Here is a 19,809-nt window from a genome sequence, read left to right on the forward strand (position 1 = left end):
GAATATTTTAAATTATAATGATTATGGAAAACCGTAAAGAATTCAATGAAATAATAGCCAATTTTGAAAATTAACTTTTTATCTGAAATAATACAATTAATAAGGAAATGTAAATTGGCAAGTTAAGATGACCACAAAATAAAAAATTATGGAAATAAGGAAAATACGCATTAAGAATTTCAGATTATTAAAAGATTTTAAATTAGATCTCGAAAATAATCTTTCATTAATAATTGGAAAAAATAACACAGGGAAAACTTCTCTTTTGTCAGTTTTAGAAAAGTTCTTAACAGACAAGAGTACTTTTTCTATTAACGATTTTCATATAGATCAAATAAAAAAACTTGAAAAACTTGAAAAAAGAAATGTAATTAATATTGGTAATGATTTTGATTTTAAAATTCAATTATTTTTTGAAATTTTTTACGACAAAGAAGATAGTCTGAAAAATATATCATCTCTTATTTTAAATCTTGAAGATGAAAACAAGGTCATTCTAGGTTTTGAATATTATTTAAATCCAGATAGCTACAGCAATCTAATTCGAGAATATGGACTTTATAAATCAGAAAACACTAAAAAAAATATTACTGATTTTCTAAGAAAAACAGATAATAAAAGATTTTTCAAAATGGAGATTAAATCCTTCATATTTGATGGAGATGAAGTTATAAGTTCTCAAGTAATTAAAGATAAGAATATAATTTCAAAAATTATAAATTTTCAAAGTATAAAGGCAAAACGAGATGTCAATAATTCTGATAGTAATAGACCAGATAAGACATTATCAAAACTATCTTCAGATTATTATGAAAGTATCGAAAATAGTCAACAAGAACAAGAAACTATAAATAGACTTAATAAAGAATTAGGAAGTACTGATGAGAAATTAAATAAAATATATCCATCTGTCTTTAAAGATGTCATTAAAAAGGTAGAACTTTTCGGAGGAAAAATGCCTGGAGAATCTTCAATTAAAATATTATCATCATTACAGAGTAAAAACATTTTAAAAGAAAACACGTCTGTTTTTTATGACCAATCAAATTTTCAATTGCCCGAAGATTATCACGGCTTAGGATACATGAATCTATTTGCGATGATTTTTGAGATAGAACTCAAGTGTAAAAAGTTTAGAAGAGAAAATGAAAAATTGGATAATCAAATTCCAGCAGATATAAATTTATTATTCATAGAGGAACCAGAAGCACATATGCATCCTCAAATGCAACACATTTTTATAAAAAATATATCAAAAATTTTAGAGAATGAAAAGAAAGGTCTTGATTCAGATGGCAGTAGAGTTTCGGATAGATCACAATTTAACCTTCAAGGAATAGTAACTACTCATTCTTCACACATTACAGCAGAAAGCGATTTTGATACGGTAAAATACTTCTATAAAATTGCAAGCGAAAATAAAGTTATATGCAAAAATTTAAAAGATTTAAAGAACGAGTACTCAAAAGAAACAAACCAATATGAATTTTTAAAGCATTATTTGACTTTAAATAGAGCAGAATTATTCTTTGCTGATAAAGCGGTTTTAATTGAAGGAGATACAGAAAGATTGTTATTGCCCGTTATGATGGTAAAATTGGACAACGAAAACAAATTTGATTTACCATTATTATCGCAAAATATTTCAATTATTGAAGTTGGAGCTTATTCTCATATTTTTGAAAAATTCATTGACTTTATAGGTGTTAAATATTTGATTATTACGGATTTTGATACATGCAAGAAAGTAAAAACAGGTGAGTTCAATAAAAAAAATGAGCCCATATTTGAAAATAAATTATGTAGGGTTGATGATCCAGAGGCTAGTGGTAGTTTAAATAATGCAATCAAACATTTTTTAAAAGGAAACTCATTTAGTGAATTGAAAACATCTGAAGAGAATTTTTATTTAAAAAAGAATTCATTATGTATTGCTTTTCAACACCGTGAAAACAGTTATCATGCAAAAAGTTTTGAAGATGCATTCATAAATTTAAACAGAAAATTTATTTCGGATAATAAATCTGTTTTTAAGGGATTGAAAAATATTAAACATTTCGATTTAAAAGGCGATGCGATTAAAGATGCATACGATTTAGCTGAACATTGTATTGATAAAAAAACGCATTTTGCATTGGATATTATTTATTATAGTTCTGCTGAGAATTATACTACTTGGGAAATTCCATTATATATAAAAGAAGGATTATTATGGCTACAGAAATAGATGATATATTTAATGCTATCGAATCAGGAAATCATTTTCTTTTAAGTGGTGGTGCAGGTAGTGGAAAAACTCATACCTTAATTGAATTATTAAATAAACTATATAAAGACAATCCTAAAGTTAGTATAGCATGTATAACATTTACGAATGTTGCTGCTGACGAAATTCAGGAACGTACGAATTATGATAATTTAGTGATCTCAACAATTCATGATTTTTTGTGGATGAATATTAGTCCATATCAAATTAACTTGAAAAAATCGCTTATAGAATTAAATCCAGATGATGGTTTAAATTTTGATGAAATTGAAAGAATAGATTATCGTGAATATCGGAACTTTAAAAAAGGTATTATCAAACATGAAGATGTACTTGTTATAGCAGAACATTTATTTATAACATATCCTCTATTGTCTAAAATTATAAAAGATAAATACGATTATATTTTTATCGATGAGTATCAAGATACTTATAAGCCTGTAATTGAGATATTCTTTAACCATTTAAATAAAACAAGTAAAAGGAATGTGATTGGACTTTTTGGAGATAGGATGCAATCAATTTATCAAGATGGGGATAATTTGTCAGAATATATTGAAGATAAGAGAGTTGATATTCCTCTAATTATTGAAGTACCAAAAAAAGTTAATCGTAGAAATCCACAAAGTGTAATTGATTTAGCTAACAATATTAGATTAGATCCATTAGAGCAAAATGCAGAAATAAATCCATATGCGCCAAATAATAAAGATGGAGCTATCAAACAAGGGAATACAAAATTTGTATTCACTAAAAAAGCAAATAAAGATGCTTATAATATTATAAAAGCAAAGTTCTGTAAAAATTGGAATTTTAAAGATTCAAAAAACACCAAACTTCTTTTTTTGTCTCACTCACTTATTGCAAGTGAGGCTGGTTTTGCTAGTTTAATTGATATATACGATAAAGACAAAATTGTAGGAAGTGGAGGGTATGTCGAAAGAATAAAAAAATATGTTGCAAAGAATTCAATAAAAGATGATTTAACAGATATGTCATTTATTGAAGTTATTAATACTTTACTAAAAAGAATAGACGAAGGATTAGAGTTTGAAAAAGGCCTAGATGAATTAAAAAATATTCTAAATAACGAATCTACTTTAAGCTATCTTAAGGCTATTAACATACTTAACAGAAAATATTCTGAAATTAAAGAGATATTACCTACGGAAGGAATTTATGATTTTTTATCTGCTAATGTAGCAATATTTAATTTTGCAAAAAGCATGAATTTTGAAGAATTAAAAAGTATTTATTTAAGTAAAGATAAATTAATTGGAAAAAAGAAAAGTAAGAATGAAGAATCAAACAAAAGAAATGATGAAAGAGATTATTTGATAAGATATTTAATAAGAATACAGGAAATAATATCACTATATGAAAGTAAAAATTATTATGCCTTAATAAATAAAAGTGATTTTAAAATTAATAGAGGGATAGACAAAGCTGAATTAAATAAAAAATTAAGAGATCTTCATTTAGTTAAAGAAGAAAGTATAGAAACAGTGATAAGAAAAGCAGATGAGCTTATGTTATGTCAGATTGATGAGAGGACTAAACATTTTTTAGATAAAAATAAGTTTCTATTTGAACGTGTAAAAAAAGTTAATTTTAAAGAAGTCGAATGTTTATATAAATATGTTGAAAATGAAACAGTTTATTCTACTCAGCACGGTATAAAAGGTGCAGAATTTAATAATGTTTTAGTTTTTCTTGATAAAAGTGCCAATACAAAATTAAATTATAAAGCACTTTTTGAAAAAACGGTTGATAAAGAATCTATAATTGAGAGAACGCAAAAGCTATTTTATGTTTGCTGTACTAGAGCGATGGATGATTTAATTGTTTTTTATAATGATGAATATAGTGAAGAAGTAATAGAGCAGGCTAAAATTTGGTTTGGAGAAAAGAATATATTTAACATTGATGATTTGGTATCTTAAATATCAGAATTAATAATTTCTATCTTTGTTTTCAACCTAAAATCAAAATAAAATTTTAAAAAATTAAAAAGTAAGTTATTTCTTTCTTTTTGAAATAAAGACTTATATTTGTTCTGTCAAAATAAATCTAGGATTATATCCTGAAAACTTAATATAAGTTAATAATAAGCGAATCCCTCATTCACGTTGAAGGTGCTAGTGATAGCCCTAATCTCATTCGATAAGAATGTTTTGTCACAACCGAAGATGAGGGTTTCGTGCGTTTAATATTTTCAGAAAAATGACAAAAGAAAATCAAAAACCAACACATCGTGATGTAGTGCCATCCGTAATTAATTTCCTTTCAGACGAATTGTTTGAGGGAGATTACAAAGAACAGCCCCTGTATTTGCAGGAAATCTTCGAGCTTTTAATGCATACAGAGTTTGGCGACGATATCAATTTAAGGCAAAAAATACTGAGCTGTTTAAGAACCAGCCGAAATCTGGCAGAAACGTTATCGCCATTTTCAGAGAAGCAGATTCAGAAGGCTTGTCTCAATAACAGTTAATTTGTTATAAAAAATATATTTTGAGTATATTTTGTTAAATTAATATAAAATATACTACATTTGTATCTGTAATTAATAAACAGAAAAATACATATGATACTTTCAGTAAGCAAAAATTTTGAACAATCGGCAGGAGATTCTCCAGTTGAGATGTTTGGATGCAATATGTATTTTTATGAAATTGAAATGTAGATTTTAGAGTTCAACTCAACATAAAATATAAAAGCGTCCTAATTTCGGGACGCTTTTTTTTGTTTTTGTTTGTCATTTCGACGAAGGAGAAATCTCCACGAGAAGCTCGACAAAGATTGGATTTTCGTTGCGGAGTTACTTGCGAAGATTTCTCCTTCGTCGAAATGACATACTAATCGAAAAAAACTAAAAAAATATTTAACCAAAAAGTTTAATGATTAATAAAAATAGAGAAATATAGTCTTGGAAAGTAATCTAATGAGTAACAGTCATTTGATACAAAACGAGATCTGCACCAGTTTGCGGACAGGAATTTCTTTGTCTTTATTTTAGAATTAACTAATTGATAGTCAGAAAATTAATCTTAAAAAATATTTGGAAATATGAATTTTTCTATCATATCTTTGCCAGACAAAATTGAAACAATTACAATAACAATCGCAATGACAATTGCAATAACAATATAAAAAATAAATAAAATGAGTTTTAAATTATACATACACAACCCAGGATTAGTAGCCGCGGCTTCGGACCGTGAATGCTTTTACATGTCGGTGCATCAATATAGGCAATAGGATAGTGATATCGTATTTGTAATGAAGCACCTTTGATCGGGTGCTTTTTTTTGTCTTAGGGACAAAGGTTCAAAGGAGCAAAGGGACAGAGGTTAAAAAAACTTAGTGTCTCAGCATCTTAGTACCTCAGAAGCTTAATAAAAACAATAAAAATTTAAGGATGAATCAAAAAATAGGACTTAGGTCAGACGATAGTGGTCAAACAGATAAAGTGGAATTTAGTGAGCCGCCATTTGCCTCGAGTAGCGAGATGGATTTGGAGCTTATTAACCTATGGAATGGAAAGGTGAATTTTAGGAAAATTATATATATCATTTAGAGATATTTCTCTGGTAAAGCAATGGTGCTTTTGAATTGATGTGATATTGGATTTCTTAGAAAAGCCTTCGATTTCCTGAGATCCCAAGAATTACAAAACCAAAAACACCATGCAAAACAATACATTACAACAATATAAAACCGCAATTAGAAAAAAATACGAAATCGAAAAAGAAGGGAAATACTTTGATTATTTGTACAAACCTTCTCGTGGAAAACTTCGTGATTTGTGCTGGTTGATTTTCGAAAATAACCCAACAAAAGAGGATCTGTATGTTTTCAGTAACCTTTTGGGCTTAGATTTTGATCATAATAAAAAAAATAAGTTTAAGGAGAAAAAAGATAAGTTTAGACCTATCGAAACATTCCTTAAAGGTGAAACAGATCCGTCAAACATTGACGCTATTAACATGGCAGCAATTTTGGTTGACTTTCATCCGAGACCTTTCAAAAAGTTTTACGAAATCTCTAAAACGGAAGAAATAAAACCGTTTAAACGGATTGAGAAAACTAAAGCTGTTTTTGAGAAAAAGAAAAAGGCTGAAAAAAAGTCTAAGAAAAGAAGTTTCTTTCGAGATTTTAAAAACTTTTTCTTCTAGAAAACAAAACATTAAAATAGTGAGAATGACATTTGTCATTGAGTGATATACTCGTAAATTAAAAACGGCTGTCTATTGACAGCCGCTTTCTTTTGGTTATATTATTTTGATTTATTAATTGTTCCCGTAGATTTTTGCGTAAAGATCTTTGTAAATCTCTTTAATAATTTTACGCTTTAATTTCAAGGTAGGAGTAAGCTGTCCGCCATCGATAGACCAAACATCTGGCGTAAGCTCAAAACGTTTGATTTGTTCCCAATGTCCAAATTTCTTGTTGATGCTTTCTACTTCTTCATCAATACGTTTGATAACGTCTTTATTTTCACTGATTTCTTTATCTGTACTGCCTAAAGTAATTCTATGGATTTTAGCCCATTCTTTTACAAATTCAAAATTGGGTTGAATAAAAGCTGCTGGCATTTTTTCTCCTTCACCAATTACCATAATCTGCTCGATAAAACGAGATTGTTTCATCGCATTTTCGATCATTTGAGGCGCGATATATTTACCTCCAGAAGTTTTGAACATTTCTTTCTTACGATCTGTAATTTTCAAGAAACCTTCGCCGTCAATTTCTCCGATATCTCCTGTATGGAAATAACCGTCTTGTAAAGCCTCAGCTGTTTTTTCAGGATCGTTAAAGTAGCCTAACATTACGTTTGGACCTTTTATTAAAATTTCACCGTCTTGAGCAATTTTAACTTCAAGATTACGAATTGGTTTTCCAACAGTTCCAATTTTAAAACCTTTGTTTCTTTGATCGTTAACCGCAATTACCGGAGAAGTTTCAGTTAATCCGTAACCTTCCATAACCGGAATTTCTGCCGCAGCAAAAACTCTTGTTAAACGTGGTTGCAAAGCCGCACTTCCAGAAACCATTAAATCTAGATTTCCGCCCAAACCTTCTTTCCATTTGCTGAAAATCAGTTTGCGTGCAATTTTCAATTGAAATTCGTACCAAGCTCCATTTGCTCCGTATGGCTCATATTTTAAACCTAAATCAATTGCCCAGAAAAACAGTTTTTTCTTAATTCCAGTTAATTCTGCACCTTTTGCATAAATCTTATCGTAAACTTTCTCTAAAAGCCTCGGAACAGCCGTAATTACAGTCGGACGAACTTCTTTTAAGTTATCGCTGATTTTGTCAATAGATTCTCCAAAATAAACTGAAACACCATAATATTGATAGATGTACAAAATCATTCTTTCAAAAATATGGCAAATAGGCAAGAAGCTCAATGCTGTACTTTTTCCTGGATCAAACGGAATTCTTGGCGCGCTGTCCAAAACGTTTGAAACAATATTTTTATGCGAAAGCATTACACCTTTAGGTCTTCCAGTTGTTCCAGAAGTATAAATAATGGTTGCTAAATCGTCTGTTGTAATGCTATCTTTTCTGGCTTCAACTTCGTTTTGATTGCTTTCATCTTCACCTGATAACAAAAGATCAGACCAATGTTTGCAACCTGGAATTTCATTAAAAGAATATACTTCTTTCAAAGTCGGAACATTAGCTCTAATAGCTTGAACTTTTTGATAGACTTCATCATCAGATACAAAACAGTAAATACTGCCGCTGTGATTTAAAATATATTCGTAATCTTCCTCAGCAATTGTTGGATAAATTGGAACGTTTTGAGCACCGGTCTGCAAAATACCAATATCCATGATATTCCATTCGGTTCTATTATTTGAAGTAATTAAAGCAATTTTATCATCTTTCTGAACGCCCATGCGCAATAATGCTCTCGAAACAGCATTTGCTTTTGCAATATATTCCTGGCTAGATGTTTTTTCCCAAGCTCCATTTTTTTTGGTTGCAAGAGCGACTGGAAGGTTGTAAGTTTCTTGTTGATAGTAGGGAAAATCAAAAAGGCGTGTGATTGGAACCATGTTTAATATATTGAATTTTACTGCAAATTAAATAAAATTTAGGAATGATTTTTAATTTTATATAATTAAATGGCAAAATTTATGAGTACTATTAAAATTCAACGAAAACGTTTTCTTTTTAGTAGTAAATTTTAGAAAAAATAGAGAAAAATTTATTTGGAATATTGTTTTTGCATCTCATTATAATCTTCGTAATCTTTCATACGTTCGCCCATAATGAACATTTTCTTCTTATTGAAGTGAATTGAAAACTGCGTGTAATTCCAGTCTTCTTTATTTTTATCTCTATACCAAAAAGTATAAGTAGCGCTATTAAATCCTTCTTTAAAAGTAGGTACACCTTCTTCAGTACATTCAATTCCCCAGACAATATTTTCTTTCGTTAAATCTTCAAACTGAAAAATACCGCTTCCATCTTGATTCAATTGTACAATTGGTTCTTTTTTGCCTTCAGACATAAAAGTTCCCGTTACAGGATATCCGATTGTGGTGGTAATATAATGATCGTGAACTTTATAAGTAATCTGATCGACTTTGATTTGAGAATAAGATTGAAAAACAGTTAAAAATAAACTGCTTAAAAAAAGTAATTTTAAAAATTTCATTCTATGTAGGTTTAATGTTTTTGGGACTAAAAAATCTAATGGCCGATTTTTGGTTTGGCGAATATAAATTAAATTTTCAATAGAATCGAACCTTAAAAATACAAGAATGAAATTTTTACTTTTTAATGATATTTGGTAAGTTTTTACTCCGTAGAAAACTGATTTTCTAGTAATTTTTCTTTAAAATCAGATTTAAAAGTATAGGCAAAAGTTAGCATCAAGGCGCGTGTGTCAGATTTAGAAGTTCTGTTGTTTCTAAATAATAAAGTATTGTTTTTGTAACCGCTTTCTAAAGTGTTAAGCATATCGGTAACAACTAATCCAAGTCGAGCATTTCCATTTCCTAACTTTTGCTGAAAACCCATGTCAACATTGTAAATCGGAATTCTTTTTCCTTGTGGAGTTGCCACGGCAGAATTGTAATTTCCGATAACTTGAAGTTTTCCGCCTTTCCAAGGAACAAAATTATTAATCATTTTTCCGTACCAGCTGAAAGCACTTTTGACAACATCTTCCGTTTGTGCTAAATTGCCGGCATCGATTTTTTGCTCAAAAGCAGTTACGCTGATATTTGCATCATAAAAATGAAAAGGCTTAAAACTGAAAATACTTTCCAAACCGTAAGTAACTGTGTTTCCGATGTTTTGAGGTTGCAATAAAATTACTCCGTTATCTTGCAGTGTGCCATATTGACGAATAGTATTGTTGGCATTTCTATAAAAAGCATTTCCAGAAAGAGAATATTTATCCCATTCTTTATTATAATTTAATTCTACAATATGAATAATTTCTGGCTTCAAATACGGATTTCCACCATGAGGATTTAAAGCATCTGTAATATCAATAAACGGATTCAAATCATCTAAATCAGGACGGTTAATACGCTTACTGTAACCGAATTTTAAAGATTCATCCGATTTTAAATTCAATTGTACAGAAGCTGAAGGGAAAAGTTTTAGGTAATTGTTTGAAAAACTATCGCTTCCTGTTTGTGTTTTTCCACTATTGTTGACTTGCTCCGCACGAAGTCCTAAATTGTATTTCCATTTTTGATTTTCCTTAGAACCAGAATATGAATTCCAAAGCCCATAAACGGCATTTATCTGTTCATTAAAATCGAAAATATTACTAACCAGAGGATTTATTACATATTCATTATTGATTAAATCTGCGCTTTGAAAATCAGAATTAAAAAAACGGAAAGTTCCTTTATATCCAGTTTCAATTATAGATTTTTCTGAAATAGGAAATGCATAATTTAAAATCGCATTCGAGATATTTTCTTTTTCATAATTATGTGTTCTCTGCCAAAAGGTATCGCCAATTATTGTATTATTTTCGTCATAGTTGTCGGTATCAATATTCGTGTTTTCTCTGTGAAAATTATAAGAAGTCGTAATATTTGCGTTCAAACTTTTTCCATCATCAGAAAATTTACGATCGTAATTAAAACCAAATTCTGCGGCTTTTGAACGTTCTAATTCTAATGAATGGCGTTTATTGCTAGAATAAAATTGATTTGAACTGTTGAAAACATCTGTTTTTAAAGTTTCATCATTATCTTGACTTTCCATATTTCCAAGTGCTTCAAATGAAAAGGTATTTCTGTCATTTGGGGAAAAATCTGCATTGAATTTTAAGTTTTGCAAACCTTCAGTTCTTTCATCATGTCTATTTTGATTGATAAAATGTTGATCATCAATAAAATAATTGGTTCTTTCGCCTTTGATGCTTTTAGTTCTTCCTGCAAAACGATTATCATACGCAAGACCAACATTCCATTTATCAGTTTTATTGTTTAAAAGAATAGAACTGTTCATTCTTCCTTTTGCGCCAAAACCACCTCCAAGAACTGCAGCGCCATTTAAACCATTTAAATTGTTTTTCTTAAGTTTAATATTGATAATTCCGCTTTCGGCATTGGCATCGTATTTCGCAGTTGGACTTGTAATAATTTCGATACTTTCAATACTGCTTGCCGGAATCTGATTCATATTGGTAATAGCAGAATTTTTTCCATTAATTAAAATTAAAGGTGTTTTTCCTCTTAGCGAAATCGCGTCGTCTGCATCTACAGCCACAGTAGGAATGTTTTTAAGCATATCAATTGCTGTTCCGCCAGATTGCGAAATATTAGAAACGGCATTAAAAACAAAGCCTTCAGCAGTTTTTTGAATTTGTTTTTTCTGAGAATTTACAACAACTGTATTTAAAAGATTGGCATCTTCTTGTAAAGTTATATTTCCAAGTGAAATTGAATTTCCAGTATATTTTATTTTTTGAGTGAATGTTTTAAAACCAATCAATCTAAGTTTTATGATATAATCGGAAGGATTTATATTTTCGAGAATAAACTTTCCTGAAGCATCTGTAACCGTATATGCAGTTGTTTTGGTAGTATCGCTTACAGGTTTCAAAACCACATCAACAAATTCGATAGGAGTTTTTCCGTCCGAAACAGTTCCGTTTATCGAATTTGTTTTTTGACTAAATGAGTTTTGACTAAAGGCAAATAATAAAATTGCAGCGACTAAAATTTGTTTCCATTTTTCCATGCAACAAAGTTATTTATCGCATGAAATAGAGGCGAATAAACCGCCTTAAGATATTATTAAATTAGGCTTAGCATTAATTAATGATTTCCTTTGAATAAAATTAAGCTCAATAAAAAGGGGATTTTTCCCCTTTCAAAAACGGGAAATTTCATAGAATAATTCAAAAACCTAAATCTTACTTTTATCCCAGTCATAATGCGGAAGCCGAAAAGCAAAAGAGTAGGCTTTATATAAATTAAAATAGTATGGAAACTGCTTTTTTCTTAGCGATGGGTTGGTGCGGAACTAAATATCCTGGCTGGTGGCGCGAATTATTAAAGAAACATCCAATTCCAGAACCAGAACCTTGGTGGATTATTTCGACAATTGGTCTAGGTTTAATTGCCGGATTAGCTGGCGGAACAATTTTTAGTATTATAGTTCGCGAAAGTCAATATTTCTCTGGGCAAACGGCAATCGCTTCTGGATTGTTTGCTTTTGGAACTGCCAATATTGTAACTGGAATTGCATCAGCTTTTAAAGATTAAAATAAATAATGTCCTAGCGATGTGGGGATAGCGTTGGGATGTTTTTTTTGCCACGAATTACACGAATTTTCACGAATTGTTTTTTATGCCACAGATTAACGGATTAAAAAGATTTTTAATTAATTCGCTTTTATCAATAATGGAAAATTAATTCGTGGAAATTCGTGTAATTCGTGGCTATAAAAAAAAAGCGCCCGATAAATTCGGGCGCTTTTCATAAAATATATTTCTTAGTTTTTCTCAATCCATTTTCTTGCATTGACAAAAGCTTCGTGCCAAGGCGTAACCTCGTCATTTCTATCTTTTGGATAATGAGCCCAGTTCCATTGGAAAGTAGAACGTTCAATGTGAGGCATCATTACTAAATGTCTTCCTGTTTTGTCACACATCATTGCTGTGTTGTAATCTGAACCGTTAGGATTTGCAGGATAACCTTCGTAAGCATATTTAGAAACAATATTGTACTGATCTTCTGCGTAAGGTAATTTGAATTTACCTTCTCCGTGAGAAACCCAAACTCCTAAAGTGCTTCCAGCCAAAGTCGATAACATAACCGAATTATTTTCCTGAACAGTTACAGAAGTAAAGATACTTTCGTGTTTCTGGCTTTCGTTATGGTGCATTTTTCCGTGAACTTCGTGCTCAGGATTAATCACTTCTAATTCCATAAACAACTGGCATCCATTACAGATTCCAACAGATAAAGTATCTTCTCTTTTGAAGAAATTATCTAAAGCTGTTTTTGCTTTTTCGTTGTATAAGAAAGCTCCAGCCCAACCTTTAGCCGAACCTAAAACGTCAGAGTTAGAGAATCCTCCAACTGCACCAATAAACTGAATATCTTCAAGAGTTTCACGGCCAGAAATTAAATCCGTCATGTGAACGTCTTTTACGTCGAATCCGGCTAAGTACATTGCATTTGCCATTTCACGCTCAGAATTACTCCCTTTTTCACGGATAATCGCCGCTTTTGGTCTCTCGACTCCGCTCGAGATGACAGGCGCTTTTCCTGTAAAATGTGCAGGGAAAGTATAATTTAAAACCTGATTTTTATAGTTTTCGAAACGTGCCTGAGCTCTTCCGTTTTTAGATTGTTTTTGATCTAACAAATAAGAAGTCTCGAACCAAACATCTCTGTAGGTTGGAATGTCTAATTTATAATCTGCAATTTCTAAAGTTGCTGTAGAAGTTACAGATCCAATTTTGAAGAATTCAATATTATTAGCATTTAATTTAGCTTCAACAGCTTCGTCAGATTGAGCTTGGAATACAATTCCGATGTTTTCTGCGAAAAGGATTTTCAATAAGTCTTTTTCAGCAAATGCAGAGAAATCAATTTTTGCTCCCAAATTCACATCAGCAAAACACAATTCTAATAAGGTAGTGATTAAACCACCGCTTCCAATATCGTGACCTGCTAAAATTTGGTTTTCACCGATTAAATCTTGGACTGTATTAAAAGCATTTTTGAAGAAAGAAGCATCTTTAATGGTAGACGTTTCGTTTCCGATTGTATTTCTGATTTGTGCAAAAGAAGAACCTCCTAATTTGAAATCATCTTGAGACAAATTGATATAATAGATTGAATCTCCGTTTTTCTGTAAAACAGGCTCCACTACTTTTCTAATATCTGTACAGTTTCCAGCTGCTGAAATAATAACCGTTCCTGGCGCGATTACTTCGCCGTTTGGATATTTTTGTTTCATCGAAAGTGAATCTTTTCCTGTCGGAATATTGATTTTCAATTCAATTGCAAATTCTGAACAACCTTCAACAGCAGCGTACAAACGAGCGTCTTCACCTTCGTTTTTACAAGCCCACATCCAGTTTGCAGATAATGAAATACCTTTTAAACCATCTTTAATTGGTGCCCAAACAATGTTTGATAACGATTCTGCAATAGCATTTCTACTTCCTGCAACCGGATCAATCAAAGCAGAGATAGGAGCGTGCCCGATAGAAGTTGCAATTCCTTCTTTCCCTAAATAATCCAGAGCCATAACTCCAACATTATTTAAAGGCAATTGTAACGGTCCTGCATTTTGCTGTTTGGCCACTTTTCCACCAACGCAACGGTCCACTTTGTTAGTCAACCAGTCTTTTGAAGCAACAGCTTCTAAACGTAAAACGTCTTTTAAATAACTTTCGAAATCATTTGCTGAATAAGCAACATCTGCATATTTTCTATCGATAGTTTTGTCTGTCATAACCGTTTTTGGAGAACTTCCGAAGAAATCTTCTAAAGCATAATCCATCGGTTTTGAACCATTTGATTTTGATTCGAATGTAAAACGGTGATCTCCCGTTACATCTCCAACTTCGTACATTGGTGAACGCTCTCTGTCGGCGATTCTTTGCAACGTATCAATATCTTTTTGACCAATAACCAATCCCATTCTTTCCTGAGATTCGTTACCGATAATTTCTTTTGCAGAAAGTGTTGGATCTCCAACTGGTAATTTATCTAAATCGATTAAACCTCCAGTTTCTTCCACTAATTCAGAAAGGCAGTTTAAGTGTCCTCCAGCTCCGTGATCGTGAATAGAAACAATTGGATTGTTGTCGCTTTCTACTAAACCACGAATCGCGTTTGCAGCACGTTTTTGCATTTCTGGATTTGAACGCTGAATGGCATTTAATTCGATTCCTGAACCGAAAGCTCCTGTATCTGCAGATGAAACCGCAGCTCCACCCATTCCGATTCTATAATTTTCTCCACCAAGAATTACGATTTTATCGCCTTCTTGTGGTTTCTTTTTAATGGATTGATCTAGTTTTCCGTATCCAATTCCTCCTGCTTGCATGATTACTTTATCATAACCAATTTTACGGTCGTTTTCTGAATGTTCGAAAGTTAAAACAGAACCTGTAATAAGCGGCTGTCCAAATTTATTTCCGAAATCTGAAGCTCCGTTTGAAGCTTTGATTAAAATATCCATTGGTGTTTGGTACAACCATTTTCTTTCTTCAACTGCATTTTCCCATTTTCTGTCTTCTTTCAAACGAGAGTAAGAAGTCATGTAAACAGCAGTTCCAGCTAAAGGCAATGAACCTTGTCCACCAGCTAAACGGTCACGAATTTCTCCTCCTGATCCTGTTGCAGCTCCGTTGAAAGGCTCAACTGTTGTTGGGAAATTGTGTGTTTCGGCTTTTAATGAGATTACAGAATCAAATTCTTTTATTTCGTAAAAATCAGATTTATCAGCTGATTTTGGTGCAAACTGTTGCACTTTTGGTCCTTTTACAAAAGCAACGTTGTCTTTGTAAGCAGATACAATATCGTTAGGATTTTCCTGAGATGTTTTTTTGATTAATTTGAAAAGAGAAGTTTCTTTTTCTTCGCCATCAATAACAAAAGTTCCGTTGAAGATTTTGTGACGGCAGTGTTCTGAATTCGCTTGCGAGAAAGCAAAAATTTCAGAATCAGTTAATTTTCTTCCTAGTTTAGTCGAAAGATTATTTAAGTATTCTACTTCTTCTTCGCTTAAAGCTAAACCTTCTACTTTGTTGTAAGCAGCAATATCATCAATCTCCAAAATTGGTTCTGGCTGAATGTTGATAGTGAAGATTTCTTGATCTAATTCGTTGAATTTTTGAGAAAGCATTGGGTCAAAATCAGTAAAATCTTCCGTTGCAGGATGAAATTCTTCAATTCTGATAATGCCAGAAATTCCCATGTTTTGAGTAATTTCTACAGCATTTGTACTCCAAGGTGTAATCATTGTTGCGCGAGGACCAACAAAGAAACCTGTCAATGCAGATTTTTCAATCTTATTCGCGTCGGCAAAAAGCCAGTTTAATTTTGAAATGTCTTGAGCTGAAATTTCGTTTTGCGTTTGTACGGCAAAAACAGTTTTGCTTTGGTTTTCAAAGAAATGGATCATTTGTGTAGTTTGTTGTATTGAGGTGCAAATTTAGTCAATCTAAACCGAAAAAAAAAGAGAGAATCTGTGCCTTTTTAATAATTTATTTTCACTCTTTTTTGTCATAAAAATGCAATTTTTTTGCTCATTTTATCGTTCAAAATTTAACATTTTTTGAACTTCAATTTTTCTTTGTAAACGTTTGTTTCTTTTCGATTTTATGTCAAAAAAAGACTTCATCAAAAGCAAGCGAGTCTTAAAATTGCGTTACAAATTTTTCTAAAGTAAATACGAGGAATTTGCAGAATGGAGAAAATTTAATCTCGCTAAGACGCGAAGGCGCAAAGTTTTTTTTGCCTTTTTTTGTCATTTCGACGAAGGAGAAATCTCCACAAGTAGCTCGACAAAGATTGGATTTGCGTTACGGAGTTTCTTGCGAAGATTTCTCCTTCGTCGAAATGACAAACTGCATGGGTACTATGTCAAAATACTTTGCATCTTTGAGAGCAAAATTCAGCTAAAACTTAAATTTTCTTATATCACTTATATGTTGAAATAAACTTAATGTTTTTATTTAGGGAAATCTTGACTCTGATATGCACCCAAATCTGGCGGAGAAGTTCTTGTAATTCCTAAAATATCCAACGAAATTACATAGGCCTGACTCCCTTTCGCAAAAGCGGCAGAAGTTTTATCGATATTAAACTTATTTTGAGAAACATTATAAAACTTCGGATTTTCATTTAGAATAATGTTGTTGTAATGTGTTGGATCTGTTTTAAACTGATAATCAGGATTTGAAGTACTTCCGAATTTCAGCAAACAATTATTTAATTGAAAAACAAAAGCGGAGGCCGTGTTTTTACTGATATTGAATTCGTTAAAATTCGAGCCATAAATAATACAATTATTGAAAGTAGCTTGAGTTAACGGATTTGTTTCTGGTGTTGCCCCGCTCAAACTATTGCTCAAATTGACTGCGAAATGAGAAGGGTTTGACCAATTGTTGTAAAAAGTGCAATGTGTAAATTTGTAATCGCCACCATAAATACAAGATAAACTTGATAAACCTGCATAATTAATCACGATATTTTCGCCGATGATTTTACTGTTTTGAGCCAAAATGCCATATTCTACACAATTATAAATCTGAGTGTTTTTAATTTGTGCTGTATTTAGGGGACTTCTAAAGTCTAAACCAGTCGTTGCATTTTTTAAAGTTAAATGGTTGATTGAATGATTTGTACTTCCTTTTTCAAAAATTACCGATTTCCATTGTCCAGGAATATCTGAGTAAAGAGATTCTAAACGATCGCCTTCAAAAACAACTTCGTTTTCGAGTTTTTCTGTTGTTGAAGCACTTCCGTTAATTTGAAGAGTTGCATTTTTCCCAACGTATAAACCTGAATTAGCGTGAAAATGAACTCTTGAACCGGCTTCAAAACTTACAATTTTGTTTTCTGGAACGCCTGCGTAACCATAAATTACGTAGGGTTTTTGTTTGGTAAAAAGAAGTTCGTTTCCGTTTACAGGATCATTCTCACTTAAATAAAACCCGTCAACCTCTTTACTGTCAATTGTAATTTTTTCTTTTGTTCCGTCCGGATTTTGATTTGGATATAAGAAAACGGCATCTTGAATTAAAGTCACCAAAGCCACTTCTTGAAGATTTGCACCGCTGTCAAACTGAATTTCATCAGTATATAAAAAATCAGTCGGATTAGCATCTGTAATATCGGCTGTAGTTTCTATAAAAATGTACAAACTGTCTTTCGCTAAAAGCGTTACATCTTTAAAAATCTTTCCATTATTTCCCGTCATTCCGTCAACGGTCATTCTGTATTTAGAACTTAAACCTTTTTTTAGCTGTACAATTGGAATCGAAATATCATTTTTACTTCGATTATAAACTTTTAATTGATAGGTGCTTGAACCGATATTTTTAAAAACGGTATCCAAATAAACGGTGTCTTTTGAAAACTTTAAATCTCCAGAACTGGCAACAGTATCAAAGTCAGTTCGGCAAGAACTTAAAACTAATATTAAACCCAGAACAAAGATTGCAAAGTATTGACGCATTTGATTTATTTTTTTGCCACAGATTAAATGGATTAAAATGATTTTTTTTCTCCACGACCCGAGCGACAGCGAACAGGCGAAGCAATTACACAAATTTTCACAAATTTTTATTCAATTTAATTCGTGAAAATTTGTGCAATTCGTGGCTATCTCAAAAAAGTAAATCCTTTTAATCTGTGTAATCTGTGGCAAAAAAAGCCAAAGATTAATTTTGATTGTTTTTGTAAAAATAGCAAAAAACTGACAAGTTCATAATTGATTTTTAATTTTAAAATCCGATTTTTCGATTTGTGTCTTATCTTTCTTTAATTTTACGATTTTAAAGATTATTTTAATGAATTATACAAAAGAGCAGATTTTAGCGCGCTGTAATGAGTTTTCTAAAAACACATTAATGGAAACGCTCAAAATTGAATATATTGACGCTGGAGAGGATTTTTTAACTGCAAAAATGCCTGTAAATCCGAGTGTTCACCAACCAATGGGATTGCTTCACGGTGGCGCTTCTGTAGCTTTGGCAGAAAGTGTCGGAAGTGCGGCTTCTTTCTTTTTTATCAATCCGAAAGAGCAGGAGGTAAGAGGTATCGAAATTTCGGCAAATCACCTAAAAAGTATTCGCGAAGGTTATGTTTTTGGAACTGCGAGAATTATTCATAAAGGAAGAAGTCTTCATTTATGGGAAATTAAAATTACCGATGAAGCAGGGAATTTAATTTCGCTTTGCAAACTGACGAATATGGTTTTGGAAAGAAAGAAAAATGAATAAATTATGAATCCATTTTTCTTAAAAATTAAAAGTCATAAAGAACAGAATTTACCTTTTGTGCTTTATTCAAAACCAAACTCAACAGACTTTGTTGGCATTTTACAGCAAAATAATACATTATATAAAGTTGCTGATTATAGCGAAAAAGGATTTGTTTTCGCTTCTTTTGATGAAAAACAATTAGTTCTCATTCCAGAAAACGAATCTGAGATTATCACTTTAGAAAAAGAAGCAACTTCATTTGAATCAGTTGAAATTGATGATTTGACTTTTGATCCTGAAGCTAAATTTCAATATGAATATTTAGTTGCGCAGGGAATTCAAGCAATTAAAAATGAAGAATTCAAAAAAGTAGTTTTATCAAGAAGTGAAGAAGTTTCTTTGGCCGAATTCGACTTTATTGAAACTTTTCAGCATTTGGTTCAATTATATCCAGCAACATTTTGTTATTGTTTCTTTCATCCGAAAATTGGACTTTGGATGGGAGCAACGCCAGAAAAATTGCTAAAAGCAAACAGAAATGTTTTTGAAACAATGGCTTTGGCTGGAACGCAAAAAGATAATTCTCAAAATGAACTTGTCTGGCAACAAAAAGAAAAAGATGAACAGCAATTTGTGACTGATTTTATCGTAAAAAGACTGAGAGAATTTACAGCTTCAGTTGTAGTTTCAGAACCTTACAGTTTAAAAGCGGGATCTATTTGGCATATTAAAACGGATATTTCTGGAGTTTTAAAAGAAAATTCAACTTTAGAAGAAGTGATCGATACTTTGCATCCGACGCCAGCGGTTTGCGGTTTGCCAAAGAAAAAATCAAAAGCTTTTATTTTAGAAAATGAAAATTACGATAGAACTTTCTATACAGGTTTTCTTGGCGAATTGAATAGCACTTTTACGGGAAATAATTCAAGTTCTGATTTATTCGTAAATTTACGATGCATGCAGATTAAGGATGATAAAGCCATATTATATATGGGCTGCGGCATTACAAAAGAAAGTATTCCCGAAAAAGAATGGGAAGAAAGCGTCAACAAATCGATGACGATGAAGAGAGTTTTGAAAAAATAGTTTATAAATT

12 protein-coding genes are annotated in these 19,809 nt (G+C 31.6%); 7 read left to right on the forward strand and 5 right to left on the reverse strand.

Going from position 1 to position 19,809, the window contains the following annotated elements; translation table 11 throughout:
- Positions 1-148: 148 nt before the first annotated feature.
- The 4 genes from P0R33_RS19385 to P0R33_RS19400 all read left to right on the forward strand — a co-directional run bounded on the left by P0R33_RS19385 (position 149) and on the right by P0R33_RS19400 (position 6,443).
- Complete coding sequence (locus P0R33_RS19385) at positions 149-2,227, forward strand: AAA family ATPase (protein WP_276172811.1); 2,079 nt, start codon at positions 149-151, stop codon at positions 2,225-2,227.
- Positions 2,212-4,209, forward strand: coding sequence for a UvrD-helicase domain-containing protein (locus tag P0R33_RS19390; protein WP_276172812.1), 1,998 nt, complete (start codon positions 2,212-2,214; stop codon positions 4,207-4,209). The genes P0R33_RS19385 and P0R33_RS19390 overlap by 16 nt, the downstream gene beginning before the upstream one ends.
- Positions 4,210-4,489: 280 nt before the next feature.
- The gene (locus P0R33_RS19395; protein ID WP_276172813.1) at positions 4,490-4,759 is read left to right on the forward strand and encodes a hypothetical protein; all 270 of its coding nucleotides are present in this window, start codon (positions 4,490-4,492) and stop codon (positions 4,757-4,759) included.
- A 1,195-nt stretch (positions 4,760-5,954) separates the two neighbouring features.
- Positions 5,955-6,443, forward strand: a complete 489-nt coding sequence (locus tag P0R33_RS19400) for a hypothetical protein (RefSeq protein ID WP_276172814.1) — start codon at positions 5,955-5,957, stop codon at positions 6,441-6,443.
- Between the two features lie 114 nt (positions 6,444-6,557).
- Here P0R33_RS19400 and P0R33_RS19405 read toward each other — a convergent pair whose 3' ends face one another.
- The 3 genes from P0R33_RS19405 to P0R33_RS19415 all read right to left on the reverse strand — a co-directional run bounded on the left by P0R33_RS19405 (position 6,558) and on the right by P0R33_RS19415 (position 11,496).
- Positions 6,558-8,336, reverse strand: a complete 1,779-nt coding sequence (locus P0R33_RS19405; RefSeq protein ID WP_276172815.1) for a long-chain fatty acid--CoA ligase — start codon at positions 8,334-8,336, stop codon at positions 6,558-6,560.
- A gap of 152 nt (positions 8,337-8,488) precedes the next feature.
- Positions 8,489-8,941 carry a hypothetical protein gene (locus tag P0R33_RS19410; RefSeq protein WP_276172817.1) on the reverse strand — a complete coding sequence of 151 codons (453 nt, stop codon included), beginning with the start codon at positions 8,939-8,941 and terminating at the stop codon, positions 8,489-8,491.
- A 143-nt stretch (positions 8,942-9,084) separates the two neighbouring features.
- Positions 9,085-11,496: a TonB-dependent receptor gene (locus P0R33_RS19415; RefSeq protein ID WP_276172818.1), complete on the reverse strand. Its 2,412-nt coding sequence runs from the start codon at positions 11,494-11,496 to the stop codon at positions 9,085-9,087.
- A gap of 245 nt (positions 11,497-11,741) precedes the next feature.
- Between P0R33_RS19415 and P0R33_RS19420 the strand changes: the two genes are divergently transcribed.
- Positions 11,742-12,023 carry a hypothetical protein gene (locus P0R33_RS19420; RefSeq protein ID WP_184160868.1) on the forward strand — a complete coding sequence of 94 codons (282 nt, stop codon included), beginning with the start codon at positions 11,742-11,744 and terminating at the stop codon, positions 12,021-12,023.
- A 230-nt stretch (positions 12,024-12,253) separates the two neighbouring features.
- Here the strand turns inward: P0R33_RS19420 and purL are convergent, their stop codons facing one another.
- Positions 12,254-15,907 carry a phosphoribosylformylglycinamidine synthase gene (gene purL, locus P0R33_RS19425; RefSeq protein WP_276172819.1) on the reverse strand — a complete coding sequence of 1,218 codons (3,654 nt, stop codon included), beginning with the start codon at positions 15,905-15,907 and terminating at the stop codon, positions 12,254-12,256.
- Positions 15,908-16,456: 549 nt separating this feature from the next.
- Entirely contained in the window at positions 16,457-17,965 is a 1,509-nt protein-coding gene (locus P0R33_RS19430) for a hypothetical protein (protein WP_276172820.1), read from the reverse strand.
- Positions 17,966-18,299: 334 nt separating this feature from the next.
- On the opposite strand from P0R33_RS19430, the gene P0R33_RS19435 reads away from it, so the two are divergent.
- A complete protein-coding gene (locus P0R33_RS19435; protein WP_276172821.1) occupies positions 18,300-18,731 on the forward strand; it encodes a PaaI family thioesterase in 432 nt (143 codons plus the stop codon).
- Between the two features lie 3 nt (positions 18,732-18,734).
- Positions 18,735-19,799 (forward strand): chorismate-binding protein, encoded by a 1,065-nt coding sequence (locus P0R33_RS19440; protein WP_276172822.1) that lies wholly within the window; start codon positions 18,735-18,737, stop codon positions 19,797-19,799.
- Positions 19,800-19,809 lie beyond the last annotated feature (10 nt).

The organism is Flavobacterium sp. YJ01 (assembly GCF_029320955.1).
In the GTDB taxonomy this organism is placed as follows: domain Bacteria; phylum Bacteroidota; class Bacteroidia; order Flavobacteriales; family Flavobacteriaceae; genus Flavobacterium.

Coding starts and splice junctions, on each gene's coding strand:
- P0R33_RS19385 (WP_276172811.1), top strand. CDS start 149: ATGGAAATAAGGAAAATACGCATTAAGAATTTCAGATTATTAAAAGAT.
- P0R33_RS19390 (WP_276172812.1), top strand. CDS start 2,212: ATGGCTACAGAAATAGATGATATATTTAATGCTATCGAATCAGGAAAT.
- P0R33_RS19395 (WP_276172813.1), top strand. CDS start 4,490: ATGACAAAAGAAAATCAAAAACCAACACATCGTGATGTAGTGCCATCC.
- P0R33_RS19400 (WP_276172814.1), top strand. CDS start 5,955: ATGCAAAACAATACATTACAACAATATAAAACCGCAATTAGAAAAAAA.
- P0R33_RS19405 (WP_276172815.1), bottom strand. CDS start 8,336: ATGGTTCCAATCACACGCCTTTTTGATTTTCCCTACTATCAACAAGAA.
- P0R33_RS19410 (WP_276172817.1), bottom strand. CDS start 8,941: ATGAAATTTTTAAAATTACTTTTTTTAAGCAGTTTATTTTTAACTGTT.
- P0R33_RS19415 (WP_276172818.1), bottom strand. CDS start 11,496: ATGGAAAAATGGAAACAAATTTTAGTCGCTGCAATTTTATTATTTGCC.
- P0R33_RS19420 (WP_184160868.1), top strand. CDS start 11,742: ATGGAAACTGCTTTTTTCTTAGCGATGGGTTGGTGCGGAACTAAATAT.
- purL (WP_276172819.1), bottom strand. CDS start 15,907: ATGATCCATTTCTTTGAAAACCAAAGCAAAACTGTTTTTGCCGTACAA.
- P0R33_RS19430 (WP_276172820.1), bottom strand. CDS start 17,965: ATGCGTCAATACTTTGCAATCTTTGTTCTGGGTTTAATATTAGTTTTA.
- P0R33_RS19435 (WP_276172821.1), top strand. CDS start 18,300: ATGAATTATACAAAAGAGCAGATTTTAGCGCGCTGTAATGAGTTTTCT.
- P0R33_RS19440 (WP_276172822.1), top strand. CDS start 18,735: ATGAATCCATTTTTCTTAAAAATTAAAAGTCATAAAGAACAGAATTTA.